9 protein-coding genes are annotated in these 12,678 nt (G+C 52.5%); all 9 read left to right on the plus strand.

Annotation, left to right across the window (positions count from 1 at the left end):
* Window positions 1-175: 175 nt before the first annotated feature.
* Window positions 176-670 (plus strand): MarR family transcriptional regulator, encoded by a 495-nt coding sequence (locus VAE57_RS01815; protein ID WP_322820208.1) that lies wholly within the window; start codon window positions 176-178, stop codon window positions 668-670.
* 482 nt (window positions 671-1,152) lie between these two features.
* Window positions 1,153-2,973, plus strand: coding sequence for an efflux RND transporter periplasmic adaptor subunit (locus VAE57_RS01820; RefSeq protein ID WP_322820209.1), 1,821 nt, complete (start codon window positions 1,153-1,155; stop codon window positions 2,971-2,973).
* 20 nt (window positions 2,974-2,993) lie between these two features.
* Entirely contained in the window at window positions 2,994-4,241 is a 1,248-nt protein-coding gene (locus VAE57_RS01825; protein WP_322820210.1) for an ABC transporter permease, read from the plus strand.
* A 920-nt stretch (window positions 4,242-5,161) separates the two neighbouring features.
* Complete coding sequence (locus tag VAE57_RS01830; protein WP_416208420.1) at window positions 5,162-6,127, plus strand: DNA cytosine methyltransferase; 966 nt, start codon at window positions 5,162-5,164, stop codon at window positions 6,125-6,127.
* A complete protein-coding gene (locus VAE57_RS01835) occupies window positions 6,124-7,140 on the plus strand; it encodes a hypothetical protein (RefSeq protein ID WP_322820212.1) in 1,017 nt (338 codons plus the stop codon). Before VAE57_RS01830 ends, VAE57_RS01835 begins: the two co-directional genes overlap by 4 nt.
* Window positions 7,141-7,647: 507 nt before the next feature.
* Window positions 7,648-8,592, plus strand: coding sequence for an NAD-dependent epimerase/dehydratase family protein (locus VAE57_RS01840; protein WP_322820213.1), 945 nt, complete (start codon window positions 7,648-7,650; stop codon window positions 8,590-8,592).
* Window positions 8,589-10,817 carry an ATP-binding protein gene (locus tag VAE57_RS01845; RefSeq protein ID WP_322820214.1) on the plus strand — a complete coding sequence of 743 codons (2,229 nt, stop codon included), beginning with the start codon at window positions 8,589-8,591 and terminating at the stop codon, window positions 10,815-10,817. Before VAE57_RS01840 ends, VAE57_RS01845 begins: the two co-directional genes overlap by 4 nt.
* A 1-nt stretch (window position 10,818) precedes the next feature.
* A complete protein-coding gene (gene hisC, locus VAE57_RS01850; protein WP_322820215.1) occupies window positions 10,819-11,919 on the plus strand; it encodes a histidinol-phosphate transaminase in 1,101 nt (366 codons plus the stop codon).
* 16 nt (window positions 11,920-11,935) lie between these two features.
* Window positions 11,936-12,678: zinc ribbon domain-containing protein (locus VAE57_RS01855; protein ID WP_322820216.1), on the plus strand; the 743-nt coding region annotated here is incomplete at its 3' end.

Consider the following 12,678-nt stretch of genomic DNA (forward strand, 5'->3'; position numbering starts at 1 on the left):
TGAGTAACGAGCGATTACTGACGCCTGCGGCATTGAATACCTGAAGCGAAGACATGATATTAGCTGTGCAAGACATTGACATTCGTAAAACAATAGGGTACGATGGTTATCAGAGGTTCAAATATTTGTCTTCAGAATTATTCTCTCCTCAGCATACTTACCTGCGAGGAAATGCATGAACGAACAAGAGGCTCGTGCTCATCACACGCATGTCATTGATGACATCGTCCGCCAGATCACCTGGCAGAGCCAGAAGCAGTTGTTGCAAACGTTGAGTCGACCTGAGATTGGGTTGACATTACCGCAAATGGTGACGCTCTTTGCCATCCGTGAGGCGGGTCCGTGTCGGATGAGCGATCTGGCCGATATTACGCAGCAATCCGCAGGCACGTTGACCGGTATTGTTGACCGTTTGATTGAGGAAAATCTGGTTGGACGGGTGCGCGACGCTGAAGATCGCCGGGTTGTGCAAGTGATGCTTACCCGTCAGGGAGAGCAGCGACTGGCGTTAGTCGAGGAGGCCCGGCGCGCCGACATGGATCGTATCTTGTCGCGCTTTAGCCTGGAACAATTGCAAGACCTCACACATCTGCTCCAATTGTTGCTCGATGGGATCAATGAGTTGATCGGCTGTCGCGATCTTGAACGTAACGCGAATATGGTCGAGTAAACCTCCATCGGTGTCGCCATTGATGACGAGTAATGTTGCCCCTACCCTTCTCTGGTCTTTTCGAGATATTACCATCGTTGAACGCTGCGTTGGATGATACCCGTTTGATACCTGCTGTTGCCTGTATCGCGTTATCTGGAGTGCGAACGTCTGACTGCTACACTTGCCGTGATCCGGTTCAGGTGCGGGTTGTATAAGCCAGCCCGAACGTGTGTCTGTCAGGCGGGTTATATCAAAGGTACTCATACCGCCAACATGTCAGCACGCAAATGTTGTTCTGGTACCGGTATGGCCGACTGCTGACGTGCTGTGTTACCAAAACGCTCCCAATTCTTTGACTGTACCATCGATTGTGCAAGTCACTCCGTAGCGCAACATGCTTACAACGTATACCGTCAAATGTACCGGTTACCAGTAGTAACTCGTAGTATGATGATATTGATGTGTACTATTCCGTGCGTTCGCAGCATTGAGGCTTTCGTATGAGTCAATCATCACGCCCCCGCCGTCGTCAAAACCGTCTTGGATGGGGAATCGGCATTCTCGTTGTTATCGGCGTTCTCGTAGCCGGTTTCTTTATTTTTAACCGTGACCAACCTTCCGGTATCAGGCTTAACTATGCCCTCACCCGTCCACAACGCAGTCCAATCAGTGCAACGGTGAATGCCAGTGGCTCCATTCAACCTCAGCAGGTGATCGATATCACTTTCGCCAGCAGTGGTTTGATCAGTGAGGTCCTGGTACAGGTTGGTGATCAGGTAGCAGCAGGTCAGGTGCTGGCCCGACTTGACACTCGCGATCTGGAATTGCGGGTCGAGCAGGCTGCGGCCCAATTGGCACAGGCACAGGCCAGCCTTGACCGGTTGCGGGCCGGACCGAGCGCTGCCGAGGTCGCTGCGGCAGAAGCCCAATTGGCGCAGGCGCAGGCACAGTTACGCCAGACAACCGGTAATGTTACCGAGCAGGATTTGGCGGCAGCGCGGGCTCAGGTGGAACAGGCACGGGCGAATCTTGAACGGGTATTGGGTGGACCAAAGGCCAGCGAGGTAGCACAGGCGCAGGCTCAGGTGGATCAGGCAGCCGCAGCACTACAGGCGCAACGAGACTCACTTTCGGCGGCGAAGACCCGGGCTGAGTCGCAATTATTACAAGCCGCCAATACATTACGCGACCGCCAGGCCGAGTATAGCCGTATTTACAACGAAAATCGTGAGCGCGAGCAACAACTGGCTCGCTTCGGGCAGTCGTTACCACAATCAGCGCTCGATACTGAAGCAGCAGCACTGCGAGCGGTAGAAAATGCTGAAGAGCAGATGCGACAGGCTCAGGTAGCCTATGAACAGGCCAGGCAGGCCGAGATTACCGGCATTGCCCAGGCAGAAGCTCAACTACGTAGTGCCCAGGCCAACCTTGATCGTATATTAGCCGGTGCCGATCCGGATCAGGTGGCCGCAGCTCGTGCCCAGTTAGCGCAGGCTGAAGCCAATCTGAACAAGCTGCTCGGCGATCAACGAGCCGGCAGTCTGGCTGCGGCCAATGCGGCGGTTGCCAGTGCGCAGGCGAATCTGCAACGGATTACCGCTCCTCCGAGCGAGGCTGATCTGGTCAGCGCTGAAGCGCAGGTCGCCAGTGCCCGCGCCAACCTGGCGCAGGCGCAGCTTGCCCTGGAACGGGCAACCCTGACCGCACCCATTGCCGGAGTAGTAGCCGAGGTGAATCTGGAAGTTGGTGAGTTCTATAACGCTGCACGACCGGCCGTGGTATTGGCTGATCTGAGTGGTTATTACGTTGATGTGACCGTTGATGAAATCGATGTTGCCCAGATTGCGGTTGGCCAACCTGTTATTCTTGTCCTCGATGCCCTGCCTAATCTCGATCTGCGTGGAACGGTTGCCCGCATCAATCCGCTCTCTATTGTGCAATCTGGGGTTACTGCCTATACCGTGCGGATTGTAACCGATGATCCACCCGCCTCAGTGCGCCCGGGTATGTCGGCAAGCGCCGATATTATCGTGGCCGAGAAGAGTGAGGCGCTGGTCGTACCACGCCGGGCGATCCGTGCTGAAGGTGGTCAGTTTTTTGTGGATGTGACGACCGATCCGGCGCTGTGTTCACTCGATATTGCGCAACGTCCATTGCAGCCACCGCTACAGGCGGTCGCGGTGCAAACTGGCCTGAGTAACGAACAGATCATCGAAATCGGTTCAGGGAATATCGATGAAAACAGTTGTGTCTATGTCCCTGGCGTTGATGCCCGTATCGATCTCTTTAGTGGCCCACCTCCCGGTGTACGCGGACGCTAAGCTAAACGGAGCAGGTAACGATGAAGCTGATTGAAGCGTTGCGGATCGCTTTCACCAGTTTACTGGCCAATAAACTGCGTGCCATTCTGACCATGCTCGGCATCATTATCGGGGTAGGCGCTGTGATCGCTCTGCTGGCGCTGGGTGGTGCTATTCAAACGCTGGTAACCAGCGAGTTGCAGGGATTGGGGAGTAATCTGGTGTTTCTATTCGCGGGAACGAATGATCCAGAGACGAACCGCCGGGTACCACCACGCCTGACCAATGAAGATATTGCGGCTATCGCCGATCCGCTGAATGTACCGGCAGTGGCAGCAGTTTGTGCCGAGTTCAGTCGACGGGCACTCACCACCTATGGCGGTGCCAGTTATGATGCGTTGATCGCCGGTGTGAGTGCTAATTATCCCCAGGTACGTAATGCCCGGATGGCTGAAGGAACCTTCTTTGACGAACGTGCGCTTGAACTGCGCTCACGCGAGGCCGTGTTGGGGTATCGCGTCGCCCAACGTCTCTTTCCCAACGGTGCCGATCCGGTGGGCCAGCGAATCCGGATCAACGGTATCGGGTTTCAGGTGATTGGTGTCATGGCCGAGCGCGGTGGCAGTTTCGCCTCAAATGAAGACGATCAGATCTTTGTTCCCCTGACCACAGCCCAAGACCGTCTCTTTCCACCTGCCCAAAATGTGACCCGGCGCGTGGAGGTGAGCGTGGTTTACATTCAGGCTCGTGATGAAGATAGCATCGATGAGTTGATCGATCAGATTACCGCATTACTCCGGCAACGCAATGGGCTGACCTACCAGGACAACAATTTTACCATCGTCACACAGCAAGACCTGGTAAGCTCGTTTGCAACGATTACCGGTGCCATTACCATCTTCCTCGGCGCAATTGCCGCTATCTCCCTGGTGGTCGGTGGAATCGGGATTATGAATATTATGCTGGTCAGTGTGACGGAGCGCACTCGTGAAATCGGTTTGCGCAAAGCGGTTGGCGCCCGGCGCAACGACATCCGGCTTCAGTTTCTGGTTGAAGCGACCGTGCTCAGTTTAATGGGCGGTATCCTCGGCATTGGCCTGGGGTATGGATTGGCAGCGATTGGAACAGCTTTACTGGCCAATTTCTCGCCGAACGCCCGCGCTGAAGTAAGCCTTGATGCAATTCTGCTCGCAACCCTGACCTCGATTGCAGTTGGGATATTCTTCGGCCTGTACCCGGCTGATCGCGCTGCCCGTCTCGATCCGATTGCAGCACTGCGCTATGAGTAGGGGAGCAGAGGAGATATGCCCTGGTATGCGCCCCTACCTGCCTTACGATACTCGTGCCAGATCATTTGGTGTGTAGAAGCATGGCTTATTCTCTAGAACTTATTTCATAAAAGCTGTTCTGTCGTGCTACCCGACCACAGCACAGGTACAGGAACGCTTGCCAATCACCAACGACAGTGTATTCTGTACCCAACCTGTCTGTATGGAAACGAGGAGGTCTGACGACCATCACCAGGGCCATCACTCGTTGGACTGGCACCTTATCCGCTCGTCATGCGCGTGTCGTGCGGTGTGGAGTGCGGCAGCATGGCTGCCGCAGCAGCCGTGCTCACGATCCGGCGCGTGGTGCGCTGTTGATCCGGCTGATCACGAGGATGTTGTGTGTACTCGTCACGATCATGGAATCGGTCGGCAATTGAATAAGATACCTTCTAGTAGATGTTTTTTTGAAATAGGTTCTACACTTCGGTTTTTGTGGGAGTAAGCATCGCGCAGTTGATCACCCTGAGTGGCTCATGTTCAAAAGTGGTGCAGCCAAACCAACTGAGAGCTACAACTAGGAGTGATACCACACCCACAGCTCGAACACGGTAACGCTTGCGGATAGCAATAGCCCCCTAACTACAATGCATTGCGCACATATCAAAACGGTCAACCATCGGTGTTTACTGCGGTGTAAGGGCCGCGTAGCACCCTATTGCACCAAGTTTGAGCATGAGCCCGCTGAGTTTTACATCGTGTGCCATCTCTCAAATAATTTCAATGAAGTACCTGATTGACCACCCGCCTGCTTTCAAGTATAATCTTTTGCACAGGCGTTCTACTTCGATCTCAGCAAACTTATGAGGTAAGCAGTGAGCACTAATTTAGTAGAACCGACCAGCACAAAATCTCTCAAAGATTTACCACTATTCGCTGCCATTAGTGCTAATTCTTTTATAACGGAACAAACTTTTTCTGTAGTTTCTCTATTTTCAGGCTGTGGAGGAATGGACCTGGGATTCAAAGGGGGTTTTGAAGTATTCGGGAGATATTACCCTAGATTACCATTTGAAATTGTCTGGGCAAATGATATAAACGAGGCAGCATGTAGAACATATAGAAGAAATATCAACGAAAACATAGTCTGTGGAGATATTTGGGATGTCATGGATAGCATACCCAAAAATGTTGATATTGTGATTGGTGGATTTCCTTGCCAAGACATCTCTATCAACAATATTAGAGGTTCAGGTGCTATTGGAAAACGTAGTAGCCTCTATAAAGCCATGGTAGAGTCAATCAGGATAACTAAACCCAAAATATTCGTTGCAGAAAATGTCAAAGGATTGCTAATGCGCCACAATAAGTCGTCATTACATCAAATATTAGAGGATTTCAAATCTTTAGGTTATGAAATTTCATATAAATTATATAATGCAGCAGATTATGGTGTTCCACAAATCAGAGAGCGTGTATTCATTGTTGGAACTCAGCAAGGAAGAGCAAAGTTTGTTCCACCAGAGCCTGAAAGGAGCAGAAAGGATTGGATGACTGCGCGTGAAGCTATTAGTGATCTTGAACGTCTCGAAGCCAACCCTGAAATAAATCATATATGGAGCTTAGCCAATCGAAGCCCTGAACAGGGTAATAGACGACTTGACCCAAACAAACCTGGTTACACAATCCGTGCCGAATGTCACGGAAACATTCAGTTTCACTATTCTCTTCCGAGACGTATCTCGATGCGTGAAGCAGCTCGCATTCAGTCGTTCCCTGACAATTTCATTTTCGAGTCTAAATTAAGGGAAACAGAGCGACAGGTAGGTAATGCTGTTCCCCCTGTATTGGCATGGCACATTGCGAATGCAGTTCTCAATTACCTTAGAGACCGGTGTCAAGTATGACTGTAGAAGAATTTGAGAAGATATTAGACGAAGTAGTACGGATGCTCAATCAAGACCTGGAAAGGAGGCAAGCATTTAAATCTACCAAAGACTTTGAAAGTCGAGTACGCGAAGTGCTTGATGATTTTATGCAGGATAAAGGTCTAGTTGTTGATTTTAACCCCCATCCTCATGCTTTTCCAGACATCACGTTGGGGGAATTTGGCATAGAGGTGAAGTTTACCTTACATGATACATGGCGCAGTGTTGCAAATAGTATTGTGGAGTCAACTAGAAAATCAGGTGTTCTTTACATATACATAGTTTTTGGAAAAATGGGGGGTAAGCCAGAGGTCAAGTGGGCGAGATACGATGACAGTGTTATACATGTCAGGACTACACACGTGCCACGATTCGAGGTAGAAATTAACTCCAAAAGGAGATCACTATTTGAGCAAATGGGTATTACCTATAAGGAATTCAGTACTTATTCGATAGAGCAAAAGATGCACTATATTCGCGAATATGCAAGAAAAAGGTTAAAACCCGGTGAGCGTCTTTGGTGGCTAGAAGAAAAAGCTGAGCCAGAGCATTCGCTTCCTATCAAAGTTCGCTTATATACCAGTCTGCCTGACGAAGAAAAGGGGATGTTAAGAGCTGAAGCTGCTTTACTGTGCCCACAAATCGTTAGTCCTTCCGGGCTTAGACATAAATATGATGATGTAGTACTTTACCTGCTAACATATCACGGAGTGATATGTCACCAGGTGCGAGATTTATTCTCTGCGGGTAGCGTCGCCCTACGTCGCACCACAAAACGGGGAGGTATATATATACAGAGGGCACTCCAGGATATAGAGGCCGAAATGCTTGAAGCAGCAATGCGACTTGATATTGAACTCTTTGCGGAATACTGGGGAGAGCGGGTAGAACCACAAGACCGAATTGCCAAATGGTTAGATAAAGCAGATAAGTATGCTCGAGATTGGGTGCCTTCCAAAGTATTATTTACAGGTAGGAGAGATTCATTATAAGAAAGCAATAATATTAATCAAAATAATTTCAAAATGCAATCAACATGCTACAACAAAAAGATACATATAAAAACCAGTCGTTCATATCGTAAACTGTTCGTCGGTAAAAATCCTCCCGAACAAAGCTCTGCCTCTCATTCCAGTACAACTGATAATCTAATCAGATCAGATTCATCCTGGCTATTGTTGTCTGAAATAGATAAATGTACAGTGTAAGCAAAACGAGGTTATGGATATGCCGACCTGATAACATAATGTGCTGCCAATAATACTGCTGTGATTAAACTTCCCTAAGATATTTTAGCCTCACCACTAAACTCTTTGTGCAGCGATATAACATTATTCCCATCGCTCATGTAACCGGCTGCATGATATACTATTCACGAATACCAAACGATACCAGACTGGACACTATCTTCCACCTACTGATAGCGTTTGGATTGTACAACCACCATTGTATCGGTAGCAGTAATGGCATCCTGACAGTTTGGCGAGACGGTTCTATCAATGCGCATCCTGATCACCGGTTCTTCGGGCATGATTGGTACCAACCTCGGTCTACGGCTGATCGAGGCTGGTCACCAGGTATTTGGCGTTGATCGTCGGGTTAATCCGTGGACAGATCGCATTCCCACCCTGTTACAAGACCTCGCTATACCCCAACGTGATTTCCGCGCCGGGATCGGTGGTGCTCCCTACCCGCCCTGCGATCTGGTGGTGCATCTGGCGGCCAACGCCAAAGTCTACGAGCTGGTAACCGAGCCACATCGCGCCCTGGAAAATATCAACATCACCTACAATGTGCTCGAATATTGCCGGCATCACGACATCCCGATCATCTTTGCTTCCTCACGGGAAGTCTACGGTGACATTCACCGCTATATGACAGAGGAGACACGTGCCGATTTCAGTTTTACCGAGAGTCCTTATTCTGCTTCCAAAATTGCCGGTGAAGCCCTGATCTATGCCTACGCACGCTGTTATGGTCTGCGCTACATTGTCTTCCGCTTTTCCAATGTCTACGGCCGCTTCGATAATGACCTGGCGCGCATGGAACGGGTGATTCCGCTGTTTATTCATCGGATCAGTCGTGGAGAACCGGTGACGGTGTACGGTGCCAATAAGGTGCTTGATTTCACCTACATTGACGATTGTGTTGATGGAATTATGTGCGGTATCAACCGTTTATTCCGAGGGGAGGTATACAACCGCACAATCAATCTGGCCTACGGCGAGGGAAATACGTTGATTCGGGTCGCGGAATTGATCGGTCATGCCCTTGGTCGTCAGCCGGAGATCATTGTTCAACCGGCAAAGCGGGTCGGTGAAGTAACGTACTATGTTGCTGATATCCGGCAGGCCCGTGAATTGTTGGGGTTCAATCCGCAAGTACCTCTAGCAGAAGGCATCAACCGCGCCGTGGCCTGGTCGCACGGAGAGTTGCTACGATGACTGAACACCAGCCAGAGCTTAGCGCATCTGATCAGATGATTGAGCGAGCAGTGCCAGGTGAGGGTATCCAGCACTGGCTCAAGATCAGTGCGGCCTGGCTGGCCTTGCAAGAACCAGAACGCCTCTTTCCGACTCTGGTTTCCGGTTTTGCCGAACATTTACCGGCTGTACGTGCCGTCATACTCTGGCTCGTTACCACGGGCGGCTTGCAACCGGTAGCCCAGGCCGGGTTAGCAATACCGTCTGCAATCAGTGAACACTGGTTGCGAGTCAGATTGCGACCAGGAGAAGGAGCCGCCGGGCTGGCCTGGCAGCGAGAGACGGTGATCCAACAACACGGCGAACATGGCTATCGTGAATTGCAGGGTATTGCCTCTCAACAGGCCCAGACGGTCTTTCAAGCAATCGGCGATCTTTTACCGCGCAGCCTGCTGGTAACCGCTGTCCCACTGCGCGCAGGCAATACGCTGGTAGGAGTGCTGGAACTGGTCAGCAATGTCAATGAACCACTCGGTATAGCGATGGCCGATTTCGAGGTTATCGCCGGTATCGTTGCCGCAGCCATTCGCAATGCCCAATTGTACGATGAACTCCGGCGAAGCAACCAACGGCTGAAAGCGTTTGATGCTGTTGTAACGTCGATCAGCACTGCTGCCGATCTTCCCGATCTGGTGCAGAGTGTTTTGACCGTTGTCCTCGAATTAACCCCTGCCCAGAGCGGTGCGCTTCTGATCTTCGATCCGGCCCAGGAACGTCTACAGGTCAGTGCCTGGTGTAACATTGAACTGACTGCTCTTTCCTGTTTCGATCAGATGTCAGTTGATGCATCTCCCTGTGCAGAAGTTGTCCGTTACGGCCAGCCAGCATTTCGTCCGCTGCTCAGCGAGCGTGGCGAGTCGGCGTTGATCGAAGCCGGTATGGTAGCTGCGGCTTATCTACCGCTGCTGGCCGGTGGTACTGTGACCGGTGTGCTGGCGCTGTTTGGCGATATCGAACTCACCAAGGCAATTGACAAAGACATGCTGATGCCGATCTGCAATCAGGTCGGTTTCGCGATTGCTAACGTGCGGTTGTATGAAGATAGCCAACACGAGCGTAGAAAGTTCCATACCGTGATCGAGTCGATTGCCGAGGGAGTGTTACTGTGTGATCGCTACGGTCGTTTAACCTTGGCCAACCAGGCCGCCCACGATCTTCTCTCCTGTCCAACACTGAGCTTCGAGACACCCCTGGCAACTATTCCTGATCTGTACGAACTGCGCGATCTCGATGGGAACGCCCTGACACCCGATGATTTACCGTTTACCCGTGCCTTGCGTGGCGAAACGTTTTACGATTATCGGGTAATGCGACGCCTGCCTGATAACAGTGAGCGCTTCTTCAGCTTCAGCGGCGCCCCGGCGGTTAACGAACAGGGCGAAGTTGAAGGCGCGGTAATTACGTTCCGCGATATTACCGCAACTCAAAAGGTGCAGCGAGCGAAGGATGAATTTTTGGCCGTAGCCGCTCATGAATTACGCAGCCCGCTGGCAGCAGTACGCAGCTATGCCGATCTTTTATTGCGACGGGAACAGCAGCGTGAAGGCGATCACCGTGATCTGCACGGCTTGACGATCCTCTCCCAACAGGTGGCGCATATGCTCCGCCTGGTGGATAATCTCCTTGATGTATCACGCCTTGATGCCGGCCAGTTTGATTTGCAATATCAACAGGTCAATCTTATCGGGCTGGCTCAGCAGGTGATCGATCAACAACGACCAAACGCCGGTCAGCGTGATTTACTACTTGAGGCCGAGTCTGCGGAATTGATGGTAACCTGCGATGCGATGCGTATCCGGCAGGTACTGACAAACCTGATCAGCAATGCTATCAAGTACAGTCCACCCGACAGTGTGATCAGCGTGCGTCTCCGCAGTGCGACTCTGCTCAACAATAATGCACCTGCGGTGCTGATCAGTGTCAGCGATCAGGGGCCAGGTATTCCCCCTGAAGAGCAGGAGCGCGTGTTTCAGCGCTACTATCGTGCACCGGGCCGCCGGGCAGAGGGGCTGGGCTTGGGGTTGTATCTGAGCCGTGAGATTGTTCAGTTGCACGGTGGTCAGATTTGGATTGAGAGTCGCGAGGGTCAGGGTAGCACGTTTATGGTGCTGTTACCGGTTGAACGAATGCAGCGTTCACGCACCGAGCGGATGAATCGCTCTTTTGAATTGTCAGCGGAGATTTGATGTGCCGATCCGAAAGAAAGTGTTTCTTGAAGCCTTATCGCCAGCGCCACCACCTCGCCGATCATCGACCGGTGTCGTCGTTGCCCGTCTGTCCGCCAATGAAAATCCACTTGGCCCATCACCACGTGCTGTGGCTGCCGTGCAAGAGGCGCTGAGCACGATCCACCGTTATCCCGATGCAAGCGGCGTAGCCTTGAAAGAGGCACTGGCCGCTCGCGTCGATCTGCATCCCGACCAGGTGATGCTGGGCAATGGTTCTGATGAGCTGATTATGCTCATCTGCCATGCAATGCTCGGCGAGGGTGATGAAGCAGTCCTGGCGCAGGGGTCGTTTATCAGCTATGCCCGCCGGATACAGGCGCAAGGCGCTATTGGCCGTCAGGTTCCTCTGCACGAGATGACGCACGATCTCCCGGCCATGGCTGCCGCGATCACGCCGCAAACCCGCCTCATCTTTGTATGTAATCCCAACAATCCGACCGGCACCACGGTCGGCGCCGCTGAATTGATGGCATTTCTCGAACAGGTACCACCTGATGTGCTGGTCGTTGTTGATGAAGCCTATCTGGAATTTGTGACACGCCCGGATTTTCCCGATCTGCTGCCATTGTTGCGCGACGGACGCAATAACCTGTTGATTCTGCGCACCTTCGCCAAGATTCACGGGTTGGCCGGTTTACGGCTGGGCTACGCCTTTGGTAACGCCGATCTGATAGCCTACCTGGAACGGGCACGCCCGGTGTTCAACGTGAACGTTCTGGCTCAGATTGCCGGCCTGGCTGCCCTTGACGATGTTGAACATCTCGAACGCTCACTGGCCCATGCCGCTGCCAGTCGGGCATTTCTCACCGACCATCTACGGGCTATGGGGATGACGGTGATCCCCGGTGAAACCAATTTTGTCGTCGCCGCAATTGCCGATGATACTGCGGCGGCAGCAGAACTTGCCCGCCACGGGGTGTTGGTCACGCCGCTGAGTGGATGGGGCTTACCGGGCTGGATGCGGATTTCGTTTGGCACAGCGGAAGAGAACCGTGTGTTTATTGAGGTGCTGCGCAATCTGATGTCAAAAGGAATCGTGACAACAGCGACAATCTCGTAGTACCCAAGGAGTAGATATGGGAGACTCACCGAACCCAACCTTTTGTGCGAGCTGTGGACATAAGCTCACCCCGGAAGACCGCTTTTGTCCAGAGTGTGGTGCGCGAGTACCTGAGCAACCTTCGTCACCGGCGACAGGAGCACCACCCACGGTGGTGATTCCTCCTGGGCAAGCAGGAGCAGGGCCTACACCTGAAGCGACGGCAGCCTCTACATTTTGCGTGAACTGTGGACGGAAGCTCACCCCAGAAGATCGTTTCTGCCCAGAGTGTGGTGCACGAGCACCTGAGCGATCTTCACCGTCAACCACAGGGACGCCACCCACTGTTGTAATTCCTCCGGAGCAGCCCACTAGCGGAGCGGCACCCACGGTTATCATTCCTCCAGATCAACCGACTCCGGGCGCACCGCCAACCGTCATGATCCCCCCGGAGCAGCCGGCAACAGGGGCACCTCCCACCGTCGTCATCCCACCGCAGCAACCGACACCAGGGGTACCGCCCACAGTCATTATCCCCCCCGAACAGCCACCCGCAGGAGCTGCGCCAACCGTCGTGATCCCTCCTGAGCCGCCGCCAGCGGGAGCGCCACCGGTTGTACCTCCTCCCCAACCGTCGGTAGGAAGAACACCCACTTCCTATCCACCAACGGTAATACCACCTGCCCAGAGTGCAGGAACTCCACCCGATCCGTTCATGCCGCCACCGGTAACCCCTGCCTCGTATGGCCCCCCACCTGCCAGCACCGACCCATTCCAGAT

This window comes from Chloroflexus sp. (genome assembly GCF_034434295.1).
Taxonomy (GTDB): Bacteria; Chloroflexota; Chloroflexia; order Chloroflexales; family Chloroflexaceae; genus Chloroflexus.

Bases quoted from the DNA above. Each gene is read 5' to 3' on its own strand.
- VAE57_RS01815 (WP_322820208.1), top strand. From the start codon at position 176: ATGAACGAACAAGAGGCTCGTGCTCATCACACGCATGTCATTGATGAC.
- VAE57_RS01820 (WP_322820209.1), top strand. From the start codon at position 1,153: ATGAGTCAATCATCACGCCCCCGCCGTCGTCAAAACCGTCTTGGATGG.
- VAE57_RS01825 (WP_322820210.1), top strand. From the start codon at position 2,994: ATGAAGCTGATTGAAGCGTTGCGGATCGCTTTCACCAGTTTACTGGCC.
- VAE57_RS01835 (WP_322820212.1), top strand. From the start codon at position 6,124: ATGACTGTAGAAGAATTTGAGAAGATATTAGACGAAGTAGTACGGATG.
- VAE57_RS01840 (WP_322820213.1), top strand. From the start codon at position 7,648: ATGCGCATCCTGATCACCGGTTCTTCGGGCATGATTGGTACCAACCTC.
- VAE57_RS01845 (WP_322820214.1), top strand. From the start codon at position 8,589: ATGACTGAACACCAGCCAGAGCTTAGCGCATCTGATCAGATGATTGAG.